Source organism: Streptomyces sp. NPDC006743, assembly GCF_040703815.1.
Taxonomy (GTDB): Bacteria; Actinomycetota; Actinomycetes; order Streptomycetales; family Streptomycetaceae; genus Streptomyces.
This window is the reverse complement of the sequence record NZ_JBEYJA010000070.1, coordinates 1-23,752: the sequence shown is the minus strand read 5'-3', so window position 1 is coordinate 23,752 and position 23,752 is coordinate 1. Positions and strand designations below refer to the sequence as shown.

Below are 23,752 nucleotides of genomic sequence, written 5' to 3'. Positions count from 1 at the left end.
CAGAGGGAGTCGGCCGACTACGCCTCCACCGCGGGAGCGGAGTCGGGAGAGCAGTCGGGAGAGGAAGGCGAGGAGACGCGGGGGCCTGGGGCGGGCGGGGTGCCCGCCGCGCCGAGACGGGCCCGCACCTGGGCGGCCCGGCGGGCCGAGCGCAGCCCGTCCCAGGTCAGCAGGGACAGCGCCAGCCACACCAGGGCGAACCCGGCCCACCGCTCGGCCGGCATCGACTCGTGGAAGTAGACGACGCCGAGCAGGAACTGGAAGACCGGCGCGAGGTACTGGAGCAGGCCGAGGGTCGACAGTGGCACGCGGATCGCCGCGGCGCCGAAGCAGACCAGCGGCACCGCGGTGACGAGGCCGGTGGACGCGAGCAGCACGGCATGTCCGGGGCCCTCGCTCGTGAAGGTCGCCTCGCCGTGCGCGCCCAGCCACAGCAGATAGGCGAGCGCGGGCAGGAACTGCACCGCGGTCTCGGCGGCCAGCGACTCGACGCCACCGAGGTTGACCTTCTTCTTGACCAGGCCGTACGTGGCGAAGGAGAAGGCGAGGCAGAGGGAGATCCACGGCGGCCGGCCGTAGCCGACGGTGAGCACGAGCACGGAGGCGGCGCCGGTGGAGACCGCGGCCCACTGCACGGGCCGCAGCCGTTCCTTGAGGATCAGCACGCCCATCGCGATGGTGACCAGCGGGTTGATGAAGTATCCGAGGGAGGCCTCCACGACGTGCCCGCTGTTCACCGCCCAGATGTAGACGCCCCAGTTGACGGTGATCACCGCGGCGGCCACCACGATCAGCGCGAGCCTGCGCGGTTGCCGCAGCAGTTCCCCGGCCCAGGCCCAGCGCCGTACGACCAGGAGCGCGACCACGACGAACCCCAGGGACCACACCATCCGGTGGGCCAGGATCTCCGCCGCGCCGGCGGGTTTGAGCAGCGGCCAGAAGAGGGGCACGAGCCCCCACATCCCGTAGGCCGCGAAGCCGTTCAGCAGTCCCGTGCGCCCTTCACCGTCCGACTTCTCGGTCACGGGCCCTCCCCTCGTGGTGTGCCGGGCCGCGCCCTGGCGCGGCAAGCAAGAAGGTAGCGCCGGGCACGGCCGCCTGTCATGCACGTATCGCCATACGGTCATGACAGGCGGGGACGGGTGAGCGGTGTCCGGGCTGCCCCGCCCGGAGAGGGAGAGCCGCCGAGCCTTTGGGGCTCAGCCCTTGAGGGCGGCGCCGATCGCCTCGGCCAGCGGGGTGGCCGGGCGGCCGGTCAGGCGGGACAGGTCACCGCTGTCGACCACCAGTTCGCCCTTCTCGATGGAGGCGTCGACGCCGGCGAGGATCGCGGCGACCGGCTCCGGCAGCCCCGCGCCGGACAGGATGCCCTGGTAGTCCGCCACGGAGACCTGCCGGTACGTGATCTCCTGGCCGGTCTGCCGGCTCAGTTCGGCGGCGAAGTCGGCGAAGCCCCAGGCCTCGTCGCCGCCCAGTTCGTACGTCTTGTTCTCGTGGCCCTCGCCGGTGAGGACCGCGACGGCGGCCGCGGCGTAGTCCGCGCGTGCGGCGGAGGAGATCCGGCCCGCGCCCGCCGCCTGCACGACGGCCCCGTGCTCCAGGACGGGGGCGAGGTTCTCGGTGTAGTTCTCGTGGTACCAGCCGTTGCGCAGCAGGACGTACGGCAGACCGGAGGCCAGCAGGGCCTCCTCGGTGCCGCGGTGGTCGTCGGCGAGGGCGGCCTTGAGGGTGCCGGGCGCGCTGGTGTAGGCGAGCAGGGCGACACCGGCGGCCTTGGCGGCGTCGATGACGACCCGGTGCTGCTGGACGCGGCCCTTGTCGAACTCGTTGCCGGAGACGAGCAGCACCTTGTCGCCCGCCGCGAACAGGCCGTCGAAGGTCTCGGGCGCGTTGTAGTCCGCGACCGCGATCCGCACGCCGCGCCCGGCGAGGTCGGCGGCCTTCTCGGGGGTGCGGACGACCGCGGTGATCCGGTCCGCGGGGACCTTCTCCAGCAGTTGCTCCACGACAAGGCGGCCGAGGTGTCCGGTGGCTCCGGTGACGACGATGCTCATGAGGGGATCTCCTTGTGGGGTTGTGTCTGGCACTAACCCTAGGAGAAGCGCTAACTCATCGAAAGTACCCACTTTGAAGTAAGGTACCGACATGGGAGTAAGTGTGAGGGACGGCGGGGCGGTGGCCGGGGACGGGACGAAAAACGAGGCAGGGACCACGGCGGAGGCCGGGGCGGGCGCGGGGCAGGACGCGGCGATGTGCCCGTACCGGCTGGTCCTGGAGCACGTCACCAGCCGCTGGGGTGTGCTGGTCCTGATCGAGCTGCTGGAACGGTCCTACCGGTTCGCCGAGCTGCGGCGAGCGGTCGGCCGGGTGAGCGAGAAGGGGGTCAGCGAGAAGATGCTGGCCCAGACGCTCCAGACACTGGAACGCGACGGGCTGGTCCACCGCGACGCCAAGCCCGTCATCCCGCCGCGCGTCGACTACTCGCTCACCGGCCTGGGCCGCGAGGCCGCCGAACAGGTACGGGCGCTCGCCCGGTGGACCCAGCAGCGCATGGCGGACGTGGAACAGGCCCGGCAGGCCTACGACGAGGGCCGCCGGACGTACGACGAGGCCCGGGCGCCGGCCGCCCGGGCCTCGTGAGCACGACCGCCGGTCTCAGCCGACGACGGTCCAGGTGTCGCCGCCGGCGAGGAGGGCGGCGAGGTCGCCCTTGCCCTTCTGGTCGACGGCGGCATCGAGCTGCTCGGCCATGAGGGTGTCGTAGACCGGGCGTTCGACGTCGCGGAAGACGCCGATGGGGGTGTGGTGCAGGGTGTCGGGGTCGGCGAGGCGGGAGAGCGCGAACGCGGTGGTCGGGGAGGCGGCGTGCGCGTCGTGGACGAGGAGGTCGGCCTCGTTGTCCTCGGTGACGGTGACCACGCGCAGGTCGCCGTCGGCGCGGTCGCGGACGACGCCGTGCGCGGCGTCCGTGCCGAAACGGATCGGCTGTCCGTGTTCGAGACGGATGAGGGCCTGGTCGGCCTGCTGCTTGTCCTTGAGGGCGTCGAAGGCGCCGTCGTTGAAGATGTTGCAGTTCTGGTAGATCTCGATCAGGGCGGTGCCGGGGTGGGCGGCGGCCTGCCGCAGGACCTCGGTGAGGTGCTTGCGGTCGGAGTCGATGGTGCGGGCCACGAACGAGGCCTCCGCGCCGAGCGCGAGCGAGACGGGGTTGAAGGGCGCGTCCAGGGAACCCATCGGCGTCGACTTGGTGATCTTGCCGCGCTCGGAGGTGGGGGAGTACTGGCCCTTGGTCAGACCGTAGATCCGGTTGTTGAACAGCAGGATCTTGAGATTGACGTTGCGGCGCAGCGCGTGGATGAGGTGGTTGCCGCCGATGGACAGGGCGTCGCCGTCGCCCGTGACGACCCAGACGGACAGGTCGCGGCGGCTGGTGGCCAGGCCCGTGGCGATGGCGGGGGCGCGGCCGTGGATGGAGTGCATCCCGTAGGTGTTCATGTAGTACGGGAAACGGGAGGAGCAGCCGATGCCGGAGACGAAGACGATGTTCTCGCGGGCCACGCCCAGTTCGGGCATGAAGCCCTGGACGGCGGCGAGGATGGCGTAGTCACCGCAGCCGGGGCACCAGCGGACCTCCTGGTCCGACTTGAAGTCCTTCATGGACTGCGCGGCCGTGGCCCTGGGCACCAGGGAGAGCGTCTGGGGCGTGCGGGGGCCGGTGGTGGACGTCTCAGCCATCGATGGCCTCCTTGAGCGCCGTGGCGAGCTGTTCGGCTTTGAAGGGCATGCCGTTGACCTGGTTGTAGGAGTGGGCGTCCACCAGGTATTTCGCGCGGATCAGGGTGGCGAGCTGGCCGAGGTTCATCTCCGGGACCACGACCTTGTCGTACGTCTTCAGGAGGGCGGCGAGGTTCTTCGGGAAGGGGTTGAGGTGGCGCAGGTGGGCCTGTGCCACCGGCACGCCCTCGGCGCGCAGCCGGCGCACCGCGGCGGTGATCGGGCCGTAGGTGGATCCCCAGCCCAGGACGAGGGTGCTCGCGCCGTCGGGGTCGTCGGCCTCGATGTCGGGGACGGTGATGCCGTCGATCTTGGCCTGGCGGGTGCGGACCATGAAGTCGTGGTTGGCCGGGTCGTAGGAGATGTTCCCGGTGCCGTCCTGCTTCTCGATGCCGCCGATGCGGTGCTCCAGGCCCGGCGTGCCCGGCACCGCCCAGGGGCGGGCCAGGGTGTGCGGGTCCCGCTTGTAGGGCCAGAACACCTCGCTGCCGTCGGCCAGGGTGTGGTTGGGGCCCTTGGCGAACGCCACCTTCAGATCGGGCAGTTCCGCCAGTTCCGGGACCCGCCACGGCTCGGAGCCGTTGGCCAGGTAGCCGTCGGAGAGCAGGAACACCGGGGTGCGGTACGTCAGCGCGATCCGGGCCGCCTCCAGCGCCGCCCCGAAGCAGTCCGCCGCCGTGCGCGGAGCCACCACCGGGACCGGTGCCTCGCCGTTGCGGCCGTACATCGCCTGCAGCAGGTCCGCCTGCTCCGTCTTGGTCGGCAGGCCCGTGGAGGGGCCGCCGCGCTGGATGTCCACCACCACCAGCGGCAGCTCCAGCGACACCGCGAGACCGATCGTCTCGCTCTTGAGGGCCACGCCCGGCCCCGACGTCGTCGTCACCGCGAGCGCGCCGCCGAACGCCGCGCCCAGCGCCGCGCCGATCCCCGCGATCTCGTCCTCCGCCTGGAACGTGCGCACCCCGAAGTTCTTGTGCTTCGACAATTCGTGCAGGATGTCGGAGGCCGGTGTGATCGGGTACGAACCCAGGAACAGCGGCAGATCCGCCTGCCGGGACGCCGCGATCAGCCCGTACGCCAGCGCCAGATTCCCCGAGATGTTCCGGTACACGCCCGGCGGGAACGCCGAGACGGCCGGCGCCACCTCGTAGGAGACCGCGAAATCCTCCGTCGTCTCCCCGAAGTTCCAGCCCGCCCGGAACGCCGCGATGTTCGCCGCCGCGATCTGCCCGTTCCGCGCGAACTTCGCCCGGAGGAACTTCTCCGTCCCCTCCGTCGGCCGGTGGTACATCCACGACAGGAGGCCCAGCGCGAACATGTTCTTGCTGCGCTCGGCCTCCTTGCGCGACAACGAGAAGTCCGCCAGCGCCTGCACCGTCAGCGTCGTCAGCGGCACCGGGTGCACGCTGTAGCCGTCCAGCGACCCGTCCTCCAGCGGAGAGCGCGCGTACCCGACCTTCTGCAGCGCCCGCTTCGTGAACTCGTCCGTGTTCACGATGATCTCCGCGCCCCGCGGCAGATCCCCCAGGTTCGCCTTCAGCGCGGCCGGATTCATCGCGACCAGCACGTCCGGCGCGTCCCCCGGCGTCAGGATGTCGTGGTCGGCGAAATGCAGCTGGAACGACGACACACCCGGCAGCGTCCCTGCCGGCGCCCGGATCTCCGCCGGGAAATTCGGCAGCGTCGACAGGTCGTTCCCGAACGAGGCCGTCTCCGAGGTGAACCGGTCCCCGGTGAGCTGCATACCGTCACCCGAGTCACCCGCGAACCGGATGATCACCCGGTCCAGACGCCGGACGTCCTTCGCTCCGGCCGCCCTGCGCTGCTCTCCGACGACGGCTCCGTCGGCCTGTTCCGCTGGACTGCTGACCTGGCTGGTCACTGAACTGGACCTCCTTCGAGGCGGCTGTGTGGGACCGGCCTCCCGAAGACCCTGCGAAGACCTTCCCGGTTTCCAACCCTACGACCGTCAGGGATGCCCTCCCGGTGCCGATCGCATGCTGGACGCACCCGTGAGACGGTCCGATGCCCTGCTCTTTCACGCCGTTCCGGCCCCTTCGGCCTCCTTCCGGACGGTGCGCGGCGGTAGCCCGTCCGGCGTACCCACGGCCGGATCGGGGCCCGTACCGCCCCAGTGTCGGCCGGTCAGGAGTTCAAATAGGTGAGGACGGCCAGAACACGCCGGTGATCCCCGTCACTCGGTGACAGGCCGAGCTTCAGGAAGATGTTGCTGACGTGCTTCTCCACCGCGCCGTCGCTCACCACCAGCTGCCGCGCGATCGCCGAGTTGGTGCGCCCCTCCGCCATCAGCCCCAGCACCTCGCGCTCCCGCGGGGTGAGCCCCGCCAGCACGTCCTGCTTGCGGCTGCGCCCGAGCAGCTGGGCGACCACCTCCGGGTCCAGGGCGGTGCCGCCCTGGGCCACCCGCACCACCGCGTCCACGAACTCCCGTACCTCGGCCACCCGGTCCTTGAGGAGGTAGCCGACCCCGCGGCTGGAGCCCGCCAGCAACTCGGTGGCGTACCGCTCCTCGACGTACTGCGACAGCACGAGCACACCGAGCCCCGGATGCGCCTTGCGCAGCCGCACCGCGGCGCGCACGCCCTCGTCGGTGTGGGTCGGCGGCATCCGCACGTCGGCCACCACCACGTCGGGCAGCTGCCCCTCGTCGTACAGCTCGGTGATGGTCTTGACCAGGGCCTCGGCGTCACCGACGCCGGCCACGACCTCGTGCCCGCGGTCGGTCAGCAGCCGGGTCAGGCCCTCCCTGAGCAGCACTGAATCCTCGGCGATGACCACCCGCACCTTGTCCTCCACGATCCTCGGCCCCCCACAGCCTTCTTCCCGGCGGCCCGCACGGCCCGTCCGGCGTGTGCGGCGGGGTCCAGCATTCCAGCATCCGGACCCCGCCGCGCCCGCGCCCGGGGGAAAGAGGGGGAGGCTTCTGTGTTCCCGCGGGGTTCTGGCCGGTTTCCTCCGGTGTCCGGCCGGCCGGTCCGGGACACGCGGCGCGGCCTGCCCTCCGCGCCCCTCGGGGTTCGCGGACGGCAGGCCGCATCGCCGTGCTCGCGGACTCAGCGCCGCCAGGGCAGCTCCGCCGTCACCCGCGTGGGGCCACCGGCCGGCGAGTCGACGACGAGGATCCCGTCCACCGCGTCCAGCCGCTCCGCCAGACCGGCCAGGCCCGATCCCGAGGACGTGCTCGCGCCGCCCACTCCGTCGTCCACGACCTGGAGCATCAGCCGGTCCTCCGCCCGCCACACGTCCACCGAGGCGGACCTCGCCCCGCTGTGCTTGCTGATGTTCTGCAGCAGCTCGGAGACGGTGAAGTAGGCGATGCCCTCGATGGCCGCCGCCGGGCGCGCCGTCAGGTCCGCCGTCACCTTCACCGGCACCGTGCAGCGCGAGGCCACCGCGGACAGGGCCGCGTCCAGGCCCCGGTCGGTGAGGACGGCGGGGTGGATCCCGCGGGCCAGGTCGCGCAGCTCCTGCAGCGCCGTCTTCACCTCGCCGTGCGCCTCGTCCACCATCCGCGCCGCCGCCCGCGGGTCCTCGGTCAGCTTCTCCTTCGCCAGCCCCAGGTCCATCGCGAGGGCCACCAGCCGGGCCTGCGCCCCGTCGTGCAGGTCCCGCTCGATGCGCCGCAGGTCGGCGGCGGCCGTGTCCACCACGACCCCCCGGTCGGACTCCAGCTCCACCACGCGGGCCGACAGACGCGACGGGCCGAGCAGCCCGTGCACCAGCACCCGGTCGACCGTGGTCAGCGACCGCACGATCCACGGCGTGGCCAGCGTGATCAGCAGGCCCACCAGGGCGGTCACCGTGATCTCGAACGGGTTGTCGAGGTAGATCCGGTGGTGCTCGTCGCCGTACAGCTGCATGCCGCCCTGACCGGCCCACATCGGGAAGACCCAGAACCACAGGGGGTACGTCAGCAGCGTCCAGCCGGTCGTCCACAGGACCACCGCGACCACGAACGAGAACACCGCCCACGGGAACTGCAGCACGGCGTAGAGCAGCGCCCGCCACGAGCCGCCGCTCTTCAGCACGGCCCCGGTCCAGGCCAGCGGGCCGTGGCCCTTCATCCGCAGCGGCTCCGGTTCGGCCACGTCCAGGCCGAGCAGCCCGCGCGCCCGCACCCGCTCCAGCACACCGAGGCCGCGGCAGCCCGCCAGCGCCCCCGCCAGCACCGGGATGCCCAGGAACGTCACCAGCAGGCCCGCGCCCAGCGACACCATCGTGACGGCGTACGTGAACAGCAGGATGCCGATCGGCAGGCTCAGCAGCACGTACGCCAGCTCCCGCCAGCTGCGTGCCTCGACCGGGGCCCGCAGCGCGGCGGGCAGCCGGTGCCGCGGCCGGCCGGTGCCGCCGCCGTGGAGCCCGGTCCCCTCACCGTCGTGGAACCCGCCCCCGCTGTAGGGCGCGTACCCCTGTCCGTACTGCGATCCGTACTGGGTGGCCATGGGCGTCGTCCCGTTCCCCTCGTCCGCTGCCTCGTGCGCGGCTTCGTGTGTGCTCCGGTGTGCTGCCTGTCGCGGTCGTCCCGCCGTGACTCAAGACTGCTGGAGCGCGGCCCGCCGGGCCATGGAGCACGTCGGCGTCTCGGTCCGGGGGTTTTCCCTACCTCCGGGCGCCCGGCGCCTTCCCGGTGGCGGAGCCGGCCGTACGGTCCCGCCAGGGCAGTTCCGCCGTGACCGTCGTCGGGCCGCCCTGCGGGGAGTCGACGACGAACAGACCGTCCACGGCGTCCAGCCGTTCCGCCAGCCCCCGCATGCCGGTGCCGCCCTCCAGCGACGCGCCGCCGCGGCCGTCGTCCCACACCTGGATCAGCAGCCGGTCCCCGGACCGCCACACGTCCACCGAGGCGGACCTCGCCCCGCTGTGCTTGCTGATGTTCTGCAGCAGCTCGGAGACGGTGAAGTAGGCGATGCCCTCGATGGCCTCCGCCGGGCGCGCGGGCAGGTCCGCCGTCACCTTCACCGGCACCGTGCAGCGCGAGGACACCGACGACAGGGCCGCGTCCAGGCCCCGGTCGGTGAGGACAGCGGGATGGATCCCGCGGGCCAGGTCCCGCAGCTCCTGCAGCGCGAGCTTCACCTCGCCGTGCGCCTCCGCGACCATCTCGGCCGCCGCGTCCGGGTCCTCCAGCAGCTTCTCCTTGGCCAGCCCGAGCCCCATCGCCAGGTTCACCAGCCGGGCCTGTGCCCCGTCGTGCAGGTCCCGCTCGATGCGCCGCAGGTCGGCGGCGGCCGTGTCCACCACGACCCCCCGGTCGGACTCCAGCTCCGCGATCCGCCGCTCCAGCTCGTCGGAGGGCGACAGCAGGCCGCGCACCAGCGCCCGGTCCACGTTGGCCAGCCCGCGCGCGATGAACGGCAGCACCGGCCACAGCACGAACAGCGAGGTCACCGTCACGGCGAAGGTGAGGACACCCCACGGCAGCCGGATGAACTCGTACAGGGCCGCCCGCCAGCCCACCGGGTCCTTCAGCATCAGCCAGAACCGGTTGAGCCACCCCGTCGTGCGGCCCAGCGGCAGCGGGCTCGGCTCGTCGATGCGCACCCCGAGCAGGGCCCGGGCCCGCTTCCGCTCCAGCCTGCCCAGCAGGCGCGCCCCCACCAGGCCGGAGGCCAGCAACGGGAGGCCCACCACTGTGACCGTGAGGGCGGTGCCGGTGACCAGGACGGTCACCACGTAGATGAAACCGACCAGCGACACGGGGAGGTTCAGCAGGAGATGAGTGATCTCCTTCCACGTGGGCAGGCCGAAGGCGAAGCGGACGGGCGGCAGGCGGTCGCGGTCCGTACGGTCCGTGTCCCCGGCGCCGGACGCCGCCGGACCGGCAGAGGAGAGAGGTGCGGTCATACGGGCCAGGGTGCCGTGCGGCGGCCGGACGCGCCATGAGGTCGGCCGCCCTGGTGAGCGGGGGAAAACCCCACCCCGTGTCTCACGGTGTGACGGGCTGCTTACCCGCTCTTTATCAGGGCCTAGACTCCCGTGCGTACAGGTCGTCGGGCGGACGAGCCGGGCAGACGAGTCGGACAGGTGTCCGACAGGCCGCTCGGCAGGCGCCCGGCAGAGAGCCGGCAGAGGGTCCGGCCGGCGGTCGGAGACGACGGCACGGGCACGACGGGACCGGGCGGAACAGGGAGCGAGGGACGGACGGTGACGCAGACGTTGCGGGAGACGGCGCGGGGGCAGGCCGTCGTCGTCGCGGCGGACTACTTCCACTCCTACTCGGTCGTCGGACTGCTCGCCGTCGTGGGAGTGCTGTTCGTCGCCGCCGCCTTCGGCGCGGGCCGGCTGCTGCGCCCGGTCGTCCCCACCCCGGAGAAACTCCTGACGTACGAGTGCGGCGTCGACCCCGTCGGCGAGGGCTGGGCGCACACCCAGGTCCGCTACTACGTCTACGCCTTCCTGTACGTGATCTTCGCCGTCGACTCGATCTTCCTGTTCCCCTGGGCGACGGTCTTCGCCGCCCCCGGCTACGGCGCGGCGACGCTGGTGGAGATGTTCGTCTTCCTCGGCTTCCTGGCCGTCGGCCTGCTGTACGCATACAAGAAGGGCGTCCTGGCATGGACGTGAACCCCGCCGTGAACCCCGCGGTGCCCGAGCCCGTCGCGCTCCCGGAGCCCAAGCGGCTCGGCGCCCTGTCCCGGCTGGCCCCCGAGCCGATGAAGGTCGTCCTGAACTGGGGCCGCCGCTACTCGCTGTGGGTCTTCAACTTCGGCCTCGCCTGCTGCGCGATCGAGTTCATCGCCGCGTCGATGGCCCGCCACGACTTCATCCGCCTCGGCGTGATCCCCTTCGCGCCCGGGCCGCGCCAGGCCGACCTGATGGTCGTCTCCGGCACGGTCACGGACAAGATGGCCCCGGCCGTCAAACGCCTGTACGAGCAGATGCCCGAGCCGAAGTACGTCATCTCCTTCGGGGCCTGCTCCAACTGCGGCGGCCCGTACTGGGACTCGTACTCCGTCACCAAGGGCGTCGACCAGATCATCCCCGTGGACGTCTACGTCCCCGGGTGCCCGCCGCGCCCCGAGGCGCTGCTCCAGGGCATCCTCAAACTCCAGGAGAAGATCGCCCGGGAGTCGCTGGGGGAGCGGTACGGGACCGGTGCGGCACGTCCGTCGGCGGCGGCGCTGCGGAGCGGGCTGGTGCGGCCGCCGGTTCCCGGGACGCCGTCCGCGGCGGCGGGATCCGCCGGCGGGGACGCCTTTGAAGGGGGCGCCTTTGAAGGGGACGCCTCCGATGCAGGGGGCGCCCCCGAAAGGGACGCCTCCCAGGGAGACGTGCGATGAGCGGCGCCGGCTGGCTGCCCGCGCCCGCCGCGGAACTGTTCGGCGCCGAGGCCACCGCGGAGGAGTTCTACGAGGTCCTGACGGTCGACGTACCGCCCGGATCCTGGGTGTCCGCGCTGCTGACCGCGCGGGACGAGCTGGGCTGCACCTACTTCGACTGGCTGAGCGCGGTCGACGAGCCGGGCACGGGATTCCGGGTCGCGGCGCACGTCGTCGCGCTGAACCCGCTGCGGCGGCTGCTCGTCCGCACGACGGTCCCGCACGAGGCGCCGGCCCTGCCCACCGCCGTGGAGGTCTACGCGGGCGCCGCCTGGCACGAGCGCGAGACCCACGAGATGTTCGGCATCGGCTTCCCGGGCCATCCGGCGCTGGACCACCTCCTCCTGCCGGACACCTTCGAAGGCCACCCCCTGCGCAAGGACTTCGTGCTCGCCGCCCGGGTGGCCAAGGCCTGGCCCGGCGCGAAGGAACCGGGCGAATCGGACCACGGCGGGCCCAAGCGCCGCCAGATGCTGCCGCCGGGAGTCCCCGACCCCAACGAGTGGGGCCCCATGAAGGGCCGCCTCCCGGCCGCCCCGGCCCGCCCGGCCAGGGGCGCGGCCCGGGCCGCGGGCGAACGCCCGGCCGCCCGCGCGGCCGGTGACCGTCCGGTACGCCGCACCCGCACGGCCGCCGAAGGCTCGGCGAGCCAGAGCGGCCCGAGCGACCGCGGCAGCCGGGCGAACGAGGCGAGCGAGGCGGTGGAGCGGGGAGCGGCGGCCAGGCCGCGCCGGATGCGGAGCGCGAGCCAGGGCTCGGCGAGCCAGACGGCGCCCGGCGCCGCGGCCCCGGGGCCGGACACCCCCGCCCAGGACACGGCACCCGCGGGCGCCCCGACGCAGAGGCCGGAGCAGACGCCGAGGCCGGACGGACCGGAGCGGCGGGAGAGGCCCGAGCAGACGGGGAGGCCGGACGGCCGGGAACAGACGGGGAGGCCGGACGGACCGGAGAGGCCGGCCGCGGCCGAGGGCGGCACGACGCCGTCGCCGTCCCCGTCCACAACTCAGGAGGAGGCCGCCCCGGCCCCGCCGGCCGGGCCGCGCCGTATGCGCAGCGCGAGCGGGGGTTCCACCTCGCAGCGCTCGCGGCCGGAAGCCTCCGCCCCGAAGGAGCCGCAGCCGGTCACGCCCCCCGCCCCTGCCAGGGCCCCGCGCAGCTCCGACGCGCCCTGGCACCACGCCCGTCCGGCGTTCGACGAACCCGGCCCCGCGAACCGGCGGCAGGAGCCCGGGGCCGCTGCGGGCGCCCCGGCGGAGTCTCCTGCGGGCACCCCGGCGGAGTCTCCTGCGGGTACCTCGGCGGAGGCGGGTGCCGACGCTCCGGCCGAACCGCCCGTCCCCGACGTCCCCGACGCCCCCGCCGGTCCGGAACCGGCCGCGGGCCCCGACACGCCCCACGGCCGAGACGACAGCCGAGGCGACCACCGAAAAGACGACCGAGGCAACAGCCGAGAAGACGACCGAGAAGGAGGCCCGCGGTGAACGGCGTGCTCGACGTCGCCCTGCGACTCCTGATCGTCTTCGTGGTCTTCCTCACCTTCCCCCTGATCGTCGGTCAGACCGAGCACAAGGTGATGGCCCACATGCAGGGCCGCCTCGGCCCCATGTACGCGGGCGGCTTCCACGGCTGGGCGCAGCTCGTCGCGGACGGCGTGAAGTTCGCGCAGAAGGAGGACGTGGTCCCCGCGGGCGCGGACCGCCGCATCTTCCAGCTCGCGCCCGCCGTCTCCCTGCTCCCGTACCTGCTGGTGCTGCTCGCCCTCCCGGTCGGCCCCGGCGAGGGCGCGGTCGGCCAGGTCCTGGACGCGGGTGTCTTCTTCGTCCTGGCCGTGATGGGCGTCGGCGTGCTCGGCTCGCTCATGGCCGGATGGGCCTCCGCCAACAAGTTCTCCCTCCTCGGCGGCCTGCGCACCGCCGCCCAGCTCCTCGCCTACGAGCTGCCGATGCTGCTGACCGCCGCCTCCGTGGCCATGGCGGCCGGCACGGTCTCCCTGCCCGGCGTCCTCGACGCCTTCCACTGGTGGTGGGTGCCCTGGCAGATCGTCGGCGCGGTCGTGTTCTTCGTCGCCGGGCTCGCCGAACTGCAACGCCCGCCGTTCGACATGCCCGTCGCCGACTCGGAGATCATCTTCGGTGCCTACACCGAGTACACGGGACTGCGGTTCGCGTTGTTCCTCCTCGCCGAGTACGCGGGGATCGTGGTCCTGTGCGGCCTGACCACCGTCCTCTTCCTCGGCGGCTGGCACGGCCCCTGGGGCGCCGACGGCCTCGGCTGGGTGTGGACCCTGCTGAAGACGGCCGTCCTCGCCTTCGTCGTCATCTGGCTGCGCGTCACCTACCCGCGGCTGCGCGAGGACCAGCTCCAGAAACTCTCCTGGACCCTCCTCGTCCCCCTCTCCCTCGCCCAGATCGCCCTCACCGGCATCGTCAAGGTGGTGATCTCCTAGATGGCCCCCGTCCCCGGCTCCGGCCTCGCCAAGGGCCTGGCCGTCACCCTGCGCACGATGACGAGGAAGACCGTCACCGAGCAGTACCCGGACACCCAGCCCGACCTGCCGCCCCGCACCCGCGGGGTGATCGGCCTGTTCGAGGAGAACTGCACGGTCTGCATGCTGTGCGCCCGTGAGTGCCCCGACTGGTGCATCTACATCGACTCCCACAAGGAGACGGTCCCGGCGGCGGCCCCCGGCGGACGCGAACGCAGTCGTAACGTCCTCGACCGCTTCGCCATCGACTTCTCCCTGTGCATGTACTGCGGTATCTGCATCGAGGTCTGTCCTTTCGACGCGCTGTTCTGGTCCCCGGAGTTCGAGTACGCCGAGACCGACATCCGCGACCTCACCCACGAGCGCGACAAGCTCCGCGAGTGGATGTGGACCGTCCCGGCCCCGCCCGCCCTCGACCCCGGAGCGGAGGAACCGAAGGAGGTCGCCGCCGCCCGCAAGACCGCCGAGAAGCTCGCCGCCCAGCAGGAGGCCGAGCGGCAGGAGGCCGCGGGGACCGGCACAGAGGAGGGGGACGAGTGAACCTCGCCGCCCAGACCCACGGCTTCCTCTCCCCGACGGGGGCCGAGATCGCCTTCCTCCTCGTCGGCCTCGCCACCTTCGGCGCCGCGCTCGTCACCGTCACCACCCGGCAGCTCGTGCACGCCGCCCTGTGGCTGGTGGTGACCCTCGGCGGACTGGCCGTCGAGTACCTCCTGCTCACCGCCGAGTTCATCGCCTGGGTGCAGGTCCTCATCTACGTCGGTTCCGTCGTCGTCCTCCTCCTGTTCGGACTGATGCTCACCAAGGCCCCCATCGGCCGCTCACCGGACGCCGACTCGGGCAACCGCTGGGCCGCCCTCGCCGTGGCCGTCGCCGCGGCCGCCGCCCTGGTCTGGGTGGTCGTCGACGCCTTCCGCACCACCTGGACCGACCTGGACGGCGCCGCCGCCGGGACGACGAAGGCCACCGGCCAGAGCCTCTTCCGGAACTGGGTGCTGCCCTTCGAGGCCCTCTCCGTGCTGCTCCTGGCCGCCCTGGTCGGCGCGATCGTCCTCTCCCGCAGGACGAAGGCGGACGCGAGCGCCTCCCGGCCCCCGCGGGCGCGTGCCGAACGGGCCGCCGAGGAGGGCTCCCGCTGATGCATCTCGTCTACCCGGCCGTACTCTCCGCCCTCCTCTTCTGCACCGGCCTCTACGGCGTCCTCGCCCGCCGCAACGCGATCCTGGTCCTGATGTCCGTCGAGCTGATGCTCAACGCCGTCAACCTCAACCTCGTCGCCTTCGACGTCTGGCTCAGCAGGACCGCCGCCGAGACCCTGCACTCCGGCCAGGCCCTGACCTTGTTCACCATCGCCATCGCCGCCGCCGAGATCGGCATCGGACTGGCGATCGTCCTCGCCGTGTACCGCAACCGCGGCACCTCGGACATCGACCGGCTCCGCGACGCCGCCGAGAGCCCCGACGACGACACCGACGACGGACCCGGCCGCGACACCGCCGCGACCGCGCCGGACCCCGGGAAGGCTGAGGCCACCGCGTGACCACGACCACCCTCGCCGTCCTCGTCCCCCTCCTTCCGTTCCTGGCGGCCGCGGCCGGGCTGCTGCTCGGCCGCACCGCCCCCGGCTTCGTCCGCCCGCTCGCGGTCCTGCCGACCCTCGCCTGCCTCGTCCTGGCCGTGCTGGTCGCGGCCGACCAGGGCGGCGGCCGGGCCCTCGACGCCGTCACCGAGCTGACGCCCACCGGCTCGGTCCCCGTCGAACTGGCCCTGCACATCGACGGCTACGCCGCGCTCGTCGCCGTCCTGGTCGGCACCGTCGCGACCTGCGTGCAGCTCTACTCGACCGGCTACCTGCGCGACGACCCGCGCTACCCCTCCTACGCCGCGCTCGTCTCCCTGTTCACCTCCGCGATGCTGCTCGTCGTCTACTCCGGCGACCTGATCGTGCTGCTGGTCGGCTGGGAGGTCATGGGCATCTGCTCCTACTTCCTGGTCGGCCACTACTGGGAGACACCCGAGGCCCGCGCCGCCTCCCTCAAGGCCTTCCTGGTGACCAAGCTCGGCGACGTCCCCTTCCTCATCGGACTCTTCGCGCTCGCCGGCGACACCGGCTCCTTCCGGATCACGAAGATCCTCGGCGCCGTCACCAGCGGCGGTCTGCACCACCCCACCCTGATCGCCCTGCTGCTCCTGGCGGGCGTGGCGGGCAAGTCGGCGCAGTTCCCGCTGCACTCCTGGCTGCCCGACGCGATGGCCGGCCCGACGCCCGTCTCCGCCCTGATCCACGCCGCGACGATGGTCGCCGCCGGCGTCTACTTCGTCGCCCGGCTCCTCCCCGTCTTCCAGGCCTCCCCGGCCGCGATGACCGTCCTCGCCGTCATGGCCGCCGTCACCATGGCCGGCTCGGCGCTCGCCGCGCTCGCCCAGGACGACATCAAACGCGTCCTCGCCTACTCGACGATCGGCCAGCTCGGCTACATGACCGGTGCCCTCGCCGTCGGCGACCGCGGCGCCGCCGTCTTCCACCTCCTGTCCCACGGCGCCTTCAAGGCGCTGCTCTTCCTGGCCGCCGGTGCCGTCATCCATGTCACCGGCACCAACTCGCTGGCCGCCATGTCCCGCACCGGCCACCTGCGGGAGAGCGTCCCGGACGCCTACTGGACGATGACCGTCGCCCTCCTCTCGCTCGCCGCGATCCCTCCCTTCAGCGGCTTCTTCTCCAAGGAGTCCGTCCTCGGCGCCGCCGAGCACGTCGCCACCGGCCACACCGGCCAGGCCCCCGGCGCGGCCGGCTGGACCGTCCTCGTGGCCGGCCTGCTCACCGCCCTGCTGACCGGCGCGTACGCCATGCGGCTGTGGCTGCTGGCCTTCCGCGGCCAGGGCGCCGAGCCCTCCGGCCACGGCCGGCAGCCCGTGACCATGAACGCCGTGCTCTGGGTGCTCGCCGTGCCCTCCCTCGCCTTCGGCGGCCTCGCCTTCCGCGTCCTGCCCGACTGGTTCGGCGGCCCCTCCCTCGCCCCGGCCCTGACCACCTCCGTCCTCGGCACGGGCCTGGCCCTGGCCGGCATCGTCATCACCTACGGCGCCTGGCGGCACACCACCGCCCTCGCCGCCCGCACCCCGATGGGCGCGGTCGCGGCCCACCCCGAGGCCGACGCCGGGCTCGTCGAGGCCGAGGCCATCGCCACCCACCGGCCCGCCTACGGGGCCATCGCCTACGCGGCCGACCCGGCCGACCCCGCACGGCTGCTGCTCGGCCCGCTGCACCGGCACGCGGCCACCGGCTTCCACCTGGACGCCGTCTACCGGACCCTGTTCGTCCGCCCGGTCCTGGCCGGTGCGAGTCTCGTCCGGTTCCTCGACCGCGAGGTCGTCGAGACCTACGTACGGGGGGCGGGGGCCGCACCCCGGCTGCTGGGGGCCGCCGTGCGGCGCGCCCAGACCGGCAACGTGCAGACCTATGTGAGCGCGCTGCTCGCCGGCACCGTCGTCCTGGCGGTCGCCGTCGTCCTCGTCGCCACGGGAGCGTGAGCAGGCGTGATCGATATCAGCGAGTCCGTGATGCAGTTCCTTCTGGCGTTCGTCGTCGCCGGCCCGCTCCTGGGAGCGCTCGCCGCCCTCCTGCCGGCCCCGCCGGGGCTGAAGGGGAAGTCACCCGAGCAGGCCGTGCTCCGGCACGGGGTGACCGTCACCGGCGCCGTCCTGGCGGCCGCGATCGTCCTCGCGCTCGGCTTCGACCACGGCCACCCGTCGAGGATGCAGGCCACGACCGACATCAGCTGGATCCCCGCACTCCATGTGCGCGTCCACCTCGGCATCGACGGCATCTCCCTCCCCCTCGTCGTGCTGACCGCGCTGCTGACCTTCCTGTGCGCGCTGTACAGCTACTTCAAGCCGCCCGCGGGGCCTGCCCCGAAAGCCTTCGTCGCGCTGCTGCTCCTGCTCGAGTCCGGCACGCTGGCGACCTTCGCCGTCCTCGACCTCGTGCTCTTCTTCCTCGCCTTCGAGACGGTGCTCGTCCCGATGTACTTCCTCATCGCCCGCTGGGGCGGCGAGGGCCGGCGGGCCGCCGCCTGGCGGTTCATCCTCTACACCCTCCTCGGCTCGGTCGTCATGCTGCTCGGCCTGCTCCTGATCGGAATCAAGGCGGGCACGTTCGACATGGTGGCACTCGCCACTGACAACGGCCGGTCACTGACCGCGTCCGTGCAGGTCGTCGCCGTACTGGCCATCGGGATCGGGCTCGCCGTCAAGACCCCGATGTGGCCGCTGCACAGCTGGCTCCCCGACGCCCACACCGCCGCCCCGACCGTCGGCTCGGTCCTGCTGGCGGGCGTCCTGCTGAAGATGGGCACGTACGGGTTCGTCCGGATCCTGCTGCCGGTCGCGCCGCACGGCTTCCACACCTTCGCGCCCTACCTCGCCGCCTTCGCCGTCGCCGGGATCGTCTACGGGTCCCTGGCCTGCCTGGCCCTGGCCCGGCAGGGCGCGAAGGGCGACCTGAAACGCCTCATCGCCTACTCCTCCGTCGGCCACATGGGCTTCGTCCTGCTCGGCATCGCCACCATGACCCCGACCGGCGTGAACGGCGCCCTGTTCGCCAACATCGCCCACGGCCTCATCACCGGCCTGCTGTTCTTCCTGGTGGGCGCCCTCAAGGACCGTACGGGCACCACGGACCTGGACACCCTGGCGCAGGAGACCGGGGCCGCCCTCTACGGCAAGGCGCCGCGCCTGGGCGGGCTGATCGCCTTCGGCGCGGTCGCCTCCCTCGGCCTGCCGGGCCTGGCCGGGTTCTGGGGCGAGATGCTCGCCCTGTTCGGCTCCTTCGAGCCCGCCGCCGGTCTCAGCCGGCCCGCCTTCCTCACCTTCATGGCGATCGGCGCTTTCGGCACCCTCCTGACGGCCGCGTACATGCTCGTCGTGGTCCGCCGCGTCTGCATGGGCCCGGTGGCGCGCGAGACACCGAGACTCGCCGACGTACACGGGTTCGAGTTCGCGGCCTGGACGCCGCTCGTCGCCCTCACCGTCCTCGCCGGCCTGTGGCCCAAGGCCCTGCTCGGCCTCACCGACCCGGCCGTGCAGCAGCTCCTCGCAGGAGGCACCCGATGAGCGTCCTGGCCCAGTCGCCGGCCGCCTCGGTGGTCCAGTCCGTCGACTGGCTCGCCATCGCGCCGCCCACCCTCACCGCGGTGACCGCCCTCGCCGTGCTCGTCGCCGACCTCTTCGTGCCCGCCGCGCGCAAACCCGTCCTCGGCTGGGTGTCGGTCGCGGGCCTCGCCGCCTCCGCGCTGCTCCTGCTGCCCCTCCTGGACGGCCACCGCAGCACCTTCTGCCAGGCCGGGCAGGCCGCCGGCCCCTGCAGCTACACCGCCGACCACTTCGCGCTCGTCATCCAGTTCCTGGTCCTGGGCGGAGCACTGCTGGCTGCCCTGCTGTCGGTGACCGCGCTCAAGGACGCGCGCGGGGGACTCCCCGCAGGGGAGTACTGGTTCCTGCTGCTGTCCTCCGCCGCCGGCGCCGCGCTCCTGCCCGCCTCCCGCGACCTGGCGACCCTGATCGTCGCCCTGGAGGCCGCCTCCCTGCCCGCCTTCGCCCTCGTCGGCCTCCGGCACGGCGACCGCAGGTCCTCCGACGCGGCCCTGAAGTTCTTCCTGTCGTCGGTCACCGCCACCGCCGTCACCCTCCTGGGCGTCAGCTTCGTCTACGCCACCACCGGCACGCTCTACCTCACCCAGGTGGCCGACCGCCTCCCGCACGTCGACGCGCAGTTCCACACCCTCGCGCAGACCGGTGTCGTCCTGACCCTGATCGGCTTCGCCTTCAAACTGGCCGCCGTCCCGTTCCATTTCTGGGTGCCCGACACCTACGTGGGCGCCCCCCTGCCGATCGCCGCCTACCTGTCCGTCGTCGGCAAGGCCGTCGGCTTCAGCGGCCTGATCCTCACCGCCGTCCTCGCGTTCCCCTCGTACGCCGACGTCTGGGGCCCGGCGCTCGCCGTGCTCGCCGCGCTCACCATGACCGCCGGCAACGTCGGTGCCCTGCGCCAGCAGTCCACGCGCGCGTACAGCGCGGTCCGGCTGCTCGCCTGGTCCTCCGTCGGCCAGGCGGGCTACCTCCTGGTGCCGATCGCCGCCGCCGGTTACGCCCAGGACGCGCGAAAGGCGATCGGGTCCACCGTCGCGTACGCCCTCATGTACGCCGTCGTGAACCTCGGTGCCTTCGCCGTGGCCGCGCTCGTGGGGCGTGCCCGGGCCCGTAACCGCGTCGCCGACTACCGCGGGCTGTACGCCACCAACCCGGCGGCCGCCCTCCTCCTGGCCTTCTTCCTGCTGTGCCTGGCCGGGCTGCCGCCGGGCATCATCGGCCTGTTCGCGAAGGTCACCGTCTTCGCCGCGGCCGTCGACGCCGGGCTCGGCTGGCTGGCCGTCGTCATGGCCGTCAACGTCGTCATCGCGCTGTACTACTACCTCCATTGGACCGCGCTGCTGTTCCGTTCCCCCGAGGGCGAACCCGTGCGGCACCGCGTGCCGGCGCCCCTCACCGCCGCGATCACCCTGGCGGGCCTCCTGGGCGTCGCCCTGTCCGGAGCGCCCCAGCTGGTGCTGCGCTTCGCGAGCGGCGGCCTGTTCTGAGTCACCCGGACGGCCCGGCACCCACCGCACGGGCCAGGGAACCCAGGGCGCTCGCCTGGCGTTGACCAGTACGGAAGGGTCCACTGGACGTGACACCACGACACCGGTGGACCGAACAGCAGCAAGCGAAGGGTTCCCCTGCCGCACCACTTGGAGGGCGTACCGTGCACCGCCGGCACAACGGGCTCAGGACCGCAGTACTCCTCGGGGGACTGTCCGCACTCATCATCGTCATCGGCAGTCTCTTCGGCCGCACCGGCCTGGTCGTCGCGGTCCTCGTCGCCCTCGGCACCAACGCCTACGCGTACTGGAACAGCGACAAGCTGGCCCTGCGCGCCATGCGGGCCCGCCCGGTCAGCGAGTTCGAGGCCCCGGCCCTGTACCGGATGGTCCGCGACCTCTCCACCCAGGCGCGCCAGCCGATGCCCCGCCTGTACATCTCCCCGACGGAGGCACCCAACGCCTTCGCGACCGGCCGCAACCCGCGCAACGCCGCGGTGTGCTGCACGGAAGGCATCCTGCGCCTGCTGGACGAGCGTGAACTGCGCGGTGTCATCGGCCACGAGCTGAGCCACGTCTACAACCGCGACATCCTGATCTCCTCGGTCGCCGGCGCCCTCGCCTCGGTGATCATGTTCCTGGTCAACTTCGCGTGGCTGATCCCGGTGGGCCGGTCCGACGACGACGAGGGCCCGGGCATCTTCGGCATGCTCCTGATCATGATCCTCGGCCCGCTCGCGGCCAGCCTCATCCAGCTGGCCATCAGCCGCTCCCGCGAGTACGAGGCCGACGCGTCCGGCGCGCGCCTCACCGGGGACCCGCTCGCCCTCGCCGGAGCCCTGCGCAAGCTGGAGGCGGGCACCCAGCAGCTCCCGCTGCCCCCGGAGCCCCGCATCGAGACCGCGAGCCACATGATGATCGCGAACCCCTTCCGGCCGGGCCAGGGGCTGTCGAAGATGTTCTCCACACACCCGCCCATGGCGGAGCGCATCGCCCGACTCGAACAGATGGCAGGTCGCCGACAGTGAAGACAATCCTGAACGTCATCTGGCTGGTCCTGAGCGGCTTCTGGCTGTTCCTCGGCTACCTCTTCGCGGGCGTGCTCCTGTGCATCACCGTGATCGGCATCCCGTTCGGCATCGCGGCGTTCCGCATAGGCGTCTACGCCCTGTGGCCCTTCGGGTACACCACGGTCGAGCGCCGCGACGCGGGCGCCCCGTCCTGCATCGGCAACGTGCTGTGGCTGGTGCTGGCGGGCTGGTGGCTGGCGCTCGCCCACATCGTGACGGGCGTCCTGCTCTGCGTCACGATCATCGGCATCCCGTTCGGCATCGCGAACTTCAAGCTCATCCCGGTCTCGCTGCTGCCGCTGGGCCGCGAGATCGTCCGGACGGACGAGCCCTTCGCCACCCGCTGATCCGCCGCGGGTCACGGCCCGGGGACCCCGCAGGCCGACGCAACCGCGGGCAGGCCCCGCGGCGTCTTCCCGGACGACACGAGTGCGAACACGCGTGGGGCACACACGGGCGACGACGACAGGTCGCCGGGAAAGGCAGGTTCAGGACATGGGCGTCATCAGCTGGATCATCCTGGGGCTGCTGGCCGGGGCCATCGCGAAGTTCCTGCTGCCGGGCCGCGACCCCGGCGGCTTCATCGGCACGACCCTCATCGGCATCGCCGGCGCCTTCATCGGCGGCTGGATCTCGGCGCGCTGGCTGGACCACCCGATCTCCAAGCACTTCTACGACGGCGCCACCTGGGCGGCGGCGATCGGCGGCTCGCTCGTCCTGCTGATCGCCTACCGCATCCTCTTCGGCAACTCGCGCGACTGATCCGGCGCCACACGCCGCACGGGGGCGGCGCACACGGGCGCGGAAGCGCGAGAGGGTGGGCGCCGCCCGGGCGCCCACCCTCTCGGCATGCCGGTCCTACCGGTAGTTGACGAACTGCAGCGCGAAGTCGAAGTCCTGGCCCTTCAGCAGCGCGATCACGGCCTGCAGGTCGTCCCGGCTCTTGGAGCTGACCCGCAGCTCGTCGCCCTGGACCTGGGCCTTGACGCCCTTGGGGCCCTCGTCGCGGATGAGCTTGGCCACCTTCTTGGCGTTCTCCTGGGAGATGCCCTCCTGGATGGAGGCGAAGAGCTTGTACTCCTTGCCGGACAGCTGCGGCTCGCCCGCGTCCAGGGCCTTCAGCGAGATGCCGCGCTTGATCAGCTTGGACTGGAAGACGTCGAGGACCGCCTTCACCCGCTCCTCGGAGTCGGCCTCCATGAGGATCTTCTCGCCGGACCACGAGATCGAAGCACCCACGCCTTTGAAGTCGTAGCGCTGCGAGATCTCCTTGGCGGCCTGGTTGAGGGCGTTGTCGACCTCCTGCCGCTCGACCTTCGAGACGATGTCGAAACTGGAGTCGGCCATGTCCTGTGGCTCCTTGTATCGGGGTGTGTCGGGATGTGTCGGAGTGCGTTGCACGTGCGTGCCGGCGGGTGTGGGGGCAGCCGCCGCGCCCGGCCGTGGGGTCCGGGTCCGCATCCGCCCCAGCCTAGTCACCTCCCGCCCCGGCGACGCCGATCAATCGGGTGGCGAAGCACCCCTGCGGATCGGGTATTGTTTACGTCGTTGCCGGAGAGCACAGCCGAAAGGCAGTTCGAACGGCAGCAAACCCCGGCGGTGTGCCCGAGCGGCCAAAGGGAGCAGACTGTAAATCTGCCGGCTCAGCCTTCCCAGGTTCGAATCCTGGCGCCGCCACACTGGGGAAGACCCCCTCCGACTAGCCTTTACGGCAGGTCGGAGGGGGTTTTCGTTGTCGCCCCCCGTTCGATTCAGGGTGGGACTCGGGCGGGCTGTCTCCCCCCGTACCGACTGAATCCCACCTCTGATCAGGGCGTGTCCCCCAGGCGTCCCCCGGGGGAAGCCCGATCACTCGGGCTCGTTCCACTCGCGCAGTGCCGCATCGATCCGGCTGTTCGCCCGCTCGCGGGTCTGGTCCAAGACCTTGGCGTACACCCTGTGCAGTAGCGCGATGCTGTGGCCGGCGTGGCGGGCGCACTCCATCGCGTCCACGCCCGAGCTGAGCCAGAAGGAGACGCCAGCGTGACGTAGATCATATGGGCGGCGGGCGAGTAGAGATCCCGTCTCAGCCTCGGTCAGGACGTTCTCCCAGGCCCTGGCCCAGAGCTCCCCGTAGCCGGTCTCTTGGAGGAGAGGCCTCCGCGGCAGCTGGTACGGGAGAGTCGGCCGTCAAGTGCCGTGCCGTGCGTTGCATGGTGCTGCCGAAGCATACGCACGAAGTGGGGAGGGATCGGCACCGGGCGGGAGTCCTTCACGGCGTGGGCCTTTAGGTGACGGGTTTCGTGGGCCGTCCCGTCGTCCGTTCAGTTCCGTCCGGCCTGGACGACTCCCTGACGGGGAGTGAGGGTGCGGTTGCGTCCAGGGAAGTGGTGTACGGGTTCGACCTGATCCGGGGGTTTGCTCCGGCATCGAGATGAAGCCCGCATAGACGAACGGCCACCGGCT

Annotated in this window: 23 protein-coding genes and 1 tRNA gene; 15 read left to right on the top strand and 9 right to left on the bottom strand. The window is 72.1% G+C overall.

Annotated elements, in window-relative coordinates:
• Nucleotides 1-17: 17 nt before the first annotated feature.
• Together rarD and ABZ719_RS34020 are read right to left on the bottom strand one after the other, a co-directional pair.
• On the bottom strand, nt 18-1,025 hold the full coding sequence (rarD, locus tag ABZ719_RS34025) for an EamA family transporter RarD (RefSeq protein ID WP_366729020.1): 1,008 nt from the start codon (nt 1,023-1,025) through the stop codon (nt 18-20).
• Between the two features lie 174 nt (nt 1,026-1,199).
• Nucleotides 1,200-2,054: an SDR family oxidoreductase gene (locus tag ABZ719_RS34020; protein WP_366729019.1), complete on the bottom strand. Its 855-nt coding sequence runs from the start codon at nt 2,052-2,054 to the stop codon at nt 1,200-1,202.
• Nucleotides 2,055-2,250: 196 nt separating this feature from the next.
• On the opposite strand from ABZ719_RS34020, the gene ABZ719_RS34015 reads away from it, so the two are divergent.
• The gene (locus ABZ719_RS34015) at nt 2,251-2,640 is read left to right on the top strand and encodes a helix-turn-helix domain-containing protein (protein ID WP_366729028.1); all 390 of its coding nucleotides are present in this window, start codon (nt 2,251-2,253) and stop codon (nt 2,638-2,640) included.
• Nucleotides 2,641-2,655: 15 nt separating this feature from the next.
• Here the strand turns inward: ABZ719_RS34015 and ABZ719_RS34010 are convergent, their stop codons facing one another.
• The 5 genes from ABZ719_RS34010 to ABZ719_RS33990 all read right to left on the bottom strand — a co-directional run bounded on the left by ABZ719_RS34010 (nt 2,656) and on the right by ABZ719_RS33990 (nt 9,642).
• A complete protein-coding gene (locus tag ABZ719_RS34010; protein ID WP_366729018.1) occupies nt 2,656-3,735 on the bottom strand; it encodes a 2-oxoacid:ferredoxin oxidoreductase subunit beta in 1,080 nt (359 codons plus the stop codon).
• Nucleotides 3,728-5,656: a 2-oxoacid:acceptor oxidoreductase subunit alpha gene (locus ABZ719_RS34005; RefSeq protein ID WP_366729017.1), complete on the bottom strand. Its 1,929-nt coding sequence runs from the start codon at nt 5,654-5,656 to the stop codon at nt 3,728-3,730. Before ABZ719_RS34005 ends, ABZ719_RS34010 begins: the two co-directional genes overlap by 8 nt.
• Before the next feature lie 263 nt (nt 5,657-5,919).
• The gene (locus ABZ719_RS34000) at nt 5,920-6,579 is read right to left on the bottom strand and encodes a response regulator transcription factor (RefSeq protein WP_366729027.1); all 660 of its coding nucleotides are present in this window, start codon (nt 6,577-6,579) and stop codon (nt 5,920-5,922) included.
• Nucleotides 6,580-6,848: 269 nt separating this feature from the next.
• Nucleotides 6,849-8,240 (bottom strand): sensor domain-containing protein, encoded by a 1,392-nt coding sequence (locus ABZ719_RS33995; RefSeq protein WP_366729016.1) that lies wholly within the window; start codon nt 8,238-8,240, stop codon nt 6,849-6,851.
• A 157-nt stretch (nt 8,241-8,397) separates the two neighbouring features.
• Nucleotides 8,398-9,642 (bottom strand): sensor domain-containing protein, encoded by a 1,245-nt coding sequence (locus ABZ719_RS33990; protein ID WP_366729015.1) that lies wholly within the window; start codon nt 9,640-9,642, stop codon nt 8,398-8,400.
• Between the two features lie 300 nt (nt 9,643-9,942).
• Between ABZ719_RS33990 and ABZ719_RS33985 the strand changes: the two genes are divergently transcribed.
• The 13 genes from ABZ719_RS33985 (at nt 9,943) to ABZ719_RS33925 (ending at nt 22,069) form a co-directional block, all read left to right on the top strand.
• Complete coding sequence (locus ABZ719_RS33985; protein WP_051813641.1) at nt 9,943-10,362, top strand: NADH-quinone oxidoreductase subunit A; 420 nt, start codon at nt 9,943-9,945, stop codon at nt 10,360-10,362.
• Entirely contained in the window at nt 10,353-11,078 is a 726-nt protein-coding gene (locus ABZ719_RS33980) for an NADH-quinone oxidoreductase subunit B family protein (RefSeq protein WP_366729014.1), read from the top strand. Before ABZ719_RS33985 ends, ABZ719_RS33980 begins: the two co-directional genes overlap by 10 nt.
• Entirely contained in the window at nt 11,075-12,598 is a 1,524-nt protein-coding gene (locus ABZ719_RS33975; protein ID WP_366729013.1) for an NADH-quinone oxidoreductase subunit C, read from the top strand. The genes ABZ719_RS33980 and ABZ719_RS33975 overlap by 4 nt, the downstream gene beginning before the upstream one ends.
• Nucleotides 12,595-13,563 (top strand): complex I subunit 1 family protein, encoded by a 969-nt coding sequence (locus ABZ719_RS33970; RefSeq protein ID WP_366729012.1) that lies wholly within the window; start codon nt 12,595-12,597, stop codon nt 13,561-13,563. Before ABZ719_RS33975 ends, ABZ719_RS33970 begins: the two co-directional genes overlap by 4 nt.
• On the top strand, nt 13,564-14,142 hold the full coding sequence (locus tag ABZ719_RS33965; protein WP_366729011.1) for an NADH-quinone oxidoreductase subunit I: 579 nt from the start codon (nt 13,564-13,566) through the stop codon (nt 14,140-14,142). It begins immediately after the preceding gene.
• The gene (locus ABZ719_RS33960) at nt 14,139-14,741 is read left to right on the top strand and encodes an NADH-quinone oxidoreductase subunit J (protein WP_366729010.1); all 603 of its coding nucleotides are present in this window, start codon (nt 14,139-14,141) and stop codon (nt 14,739-14,741) included. Before ABZ719_RS33965 ends, ABZ719_RS33960 begins: the two co-directional genes overlap by 4 nt.
• The gene (gene nuoK, locus ABZ719_RS33955) at nt 14,741-15,142 is read left to right on the top strand and encodes an NADH-quinone oxidoreductase subunit NuoK (RefSeq protein ID WP_366729009.1); all 402 of its coding nucleotides are present in this window, start codon (nt 14,741-14,743) and stop codon (nt 15,140-15,142) included. The genes ABZ719_RS33960 and nuoK overlap by 1 nt, the downstream gene beginning before the upstream one ends.
• Nucleotides 15,139-17,133 carry an NADH-quinone oxidoreductase subunit L gene (locus ABZ719_RS33950; RefSeq protein WP_366729008.1) on the top strand — a complete coding sequence of 665 codons (1,995 nt, stop codon included), beginning with the start codon at nt 15,139-15,141 and terminating at the stop codon, nt 17,131-17,133. The genes nuoK and ABZ719_RS33950 overlap by 4 nt, the downstream gene beginning before the upstream one ends.
• A gap of 6 nt (nt 17,134-17,139) precedes the next feature.
• A complete protein-coding gene (locus tag ABZ719_RS33945) occupies nt 17,140-18,714 on the top strand; it encodes an NADH-quinone oxidoreductase subunit M (protein ID WP_366729007.1) in 1,575 nt (524 codons plus the stop codon).
• The gene (locus ABZ719_RS33940) at nt 18,711-20,237 is read left to right on the top strand and encodes an NADH-quinone oxidoreductase subunit N (RefSeq protein WP_366729006.1); all 1,527 of its coding nucleotides are present in this window, start codon (nt 18,711-18,713) and stop codon (nt 20,235-20,237) included. The genes ABZ719_RS33945 and ABZ719_RS33940 overlap by 4 nt, the downstream gene beginning before the upstream one ends.
• 164 nt (nt 20,238-20,401) lie before the next feature.
• A complete protein-coding gene (htpX, locus tag ABZ719_RS33935; RefSeq protein WP_366729005.1) occupies nt 20,402-21,265 on the top strand; it encodes a zinc metalloprotease HtpX in 864 nt (287 codons plus the stop codon).
• Nucleotides 21,262-21,654: a YccF domain-containing protein gene (locus ABZ719_RS33930; protein WP_366729004.1), complete on the top strand. Its 393-nt coding sequence runs from the start codon at nt 21,262-21,264 to the stop codon at nt 21,652-21,654. The genes htpX and ABZ719_RS33930 overlap by 4 nt, the downstream gene beginning before the upstream one ends.
• A 148-nt stretch (nt 21,655-21,802) precedes the next feature.
• Nucleotides 21,803-22,069 carry a GlsB/YeaQ/YmgE family stress response membrane protein gene (locus ABZ719_RS33925; protein ID WP_037863508.1) on the top strand — a complete coding sequence of 89 codons (267 nt, stop codon included), beginning with the start codon at nt 21,803-21,805 and terminating at the stop codon, nt 22,067-22,069.
• Nucleotides 22,070-22,165: 96 nt separating this feature from the next.
• On the opposite strand, the gene ABZ719_RS33920 is transcribed toward ABZ719_RS33925, so the two are convergent.
• Entirely contained in the window at nt 22,166-22,654 is a 489-nt protein-coding gene (locus ABZ719_RS33920) for a YajQ family cyclic di-GMP-binding protein (RefSeq protein WP_037863511.1), read from the bottom strand.
• 248 nt (nt 22,655-22,902) lie between these two features.
• On the opposite strand from ABZ719_RS33920, the gene ABZ719_RS33915 reads away from it, so the two are divergent.
• Nucleotides 22,903-22,984 (top strand) — tRNA-Tyr (locus ABZ719_RS33915).
• A gap of 171 nt (nt 22,985-23,155) precedes the next feature.
• Here ABZ719_RS33915 and ABZ719_RS33910 read toward each other — a convergent pair.
• Nucleotides 23,156-23,299, bottom strand: a complete 144-nt coding sequence (locus ABZ719_RS33910; protein ID WP_366729003.1) for a hypothetical protein — start codon at nt 23,297-23,299, stop codon at nt 23,156-23,158.
• Nucleotides 23,300-23,752 lie beyond the last annotated feature (453 nt).

What these genes read in the sequence shown, in the direction of transcription:
- ABZ719_RS34020 (WP_366729019.1), bottom strand. Translation starts at nt 2,054, where the DNA reads ATGAGCATCGTCGTCACCGGAGCCACCGGACACCTCGGCCGCCTTGTC.
- ABZ719_RS34015 (WP_366729028.1), top strand. Translation starts at nt 2,251, where the DNA reads ATGTGCCCGTACCGGCTGGTCCTGGAGCACGTCACCAGCCGCTGGGGT.
- ABZ719_RS34010 (WP_366729018.1), bottom strand. Translation starts at nt 3,735, where the DNA reads ATGGCTGAGACGTCCACCACCGGCCCCCGCACGCCCCAGACGCTCTCC.
- ABZ719_RS33995 (WP_366729016.1), bottom strand. Translation starts at nt 8,240, where the DNA reads ATGGCCACCCAGTACGGATCGCAGTACGGACAGGGGTACGCGCCCTAC.
- ABZ719_RS33990 (WP_366729015.1), bottom strand. Translation starts at nt 9,642, where the DNA reads ATGACCGCACCTCTCTCCTCTGCCGGTCCGGCGGCGTCCGGCGCCGGG.
- ABZ719_RS33980 (WP_366729014.1), top strand. Translation starts at nt 10,353, where the DNA reads ATGGACGTGAACCCCGCCGTGAACCCCGCGGTGCCCGAGCCCGTCGCG.
- ABZ719_RS33975 (WP_366729013.1), top strand. Translation starts at nt 11,075, where the DNA reads ATGAGCGGCGCCGGCTGGCTGCCCGCGCCCGCCGCGGAACTGTTCGGC.
- ABZ719_RS33965 (WP_366729011.1), top strand. Translation starts at nt 13,564, where the DNA reads ATGGCCCCCGTCCCCGGCTCCGGCCTCGCCAAGGGCCTGGCCGTCACC.
- nuoK (WP_366729009.1), top strand. Translation starts at nt 14,741, where the DNA reads ATGCATCTCGTCTACCCGGCCGTACTCTCCGCCCTCCTCTTCTGCACC.
- ABZ719_RS33940 (WP_366729006.1), top strand. Translation starts at nt 18,711, where the DNA reads ATGAGCGTCCTGGCCCAGTCGCCGGCCGCCTCGGTGGTCCAGTCCGTC.
- ABZ719_RS33925 (WP_037863508.1), top strand. Translation starts at nt 21,803, where the DNA reads ATGGGCGTCATCAGCTGGATCATCCTGGGGCTGCTGGCCGGGGCCATC.
- ABZ719_RS33920 (WP_037863511.1), bottom strand. Translation starts at nt 22,654, where the DNA reads ATGGCCGACTCCAGTTTCGACATCGTCTCGAAGGTCGAGCGGCAGGAG.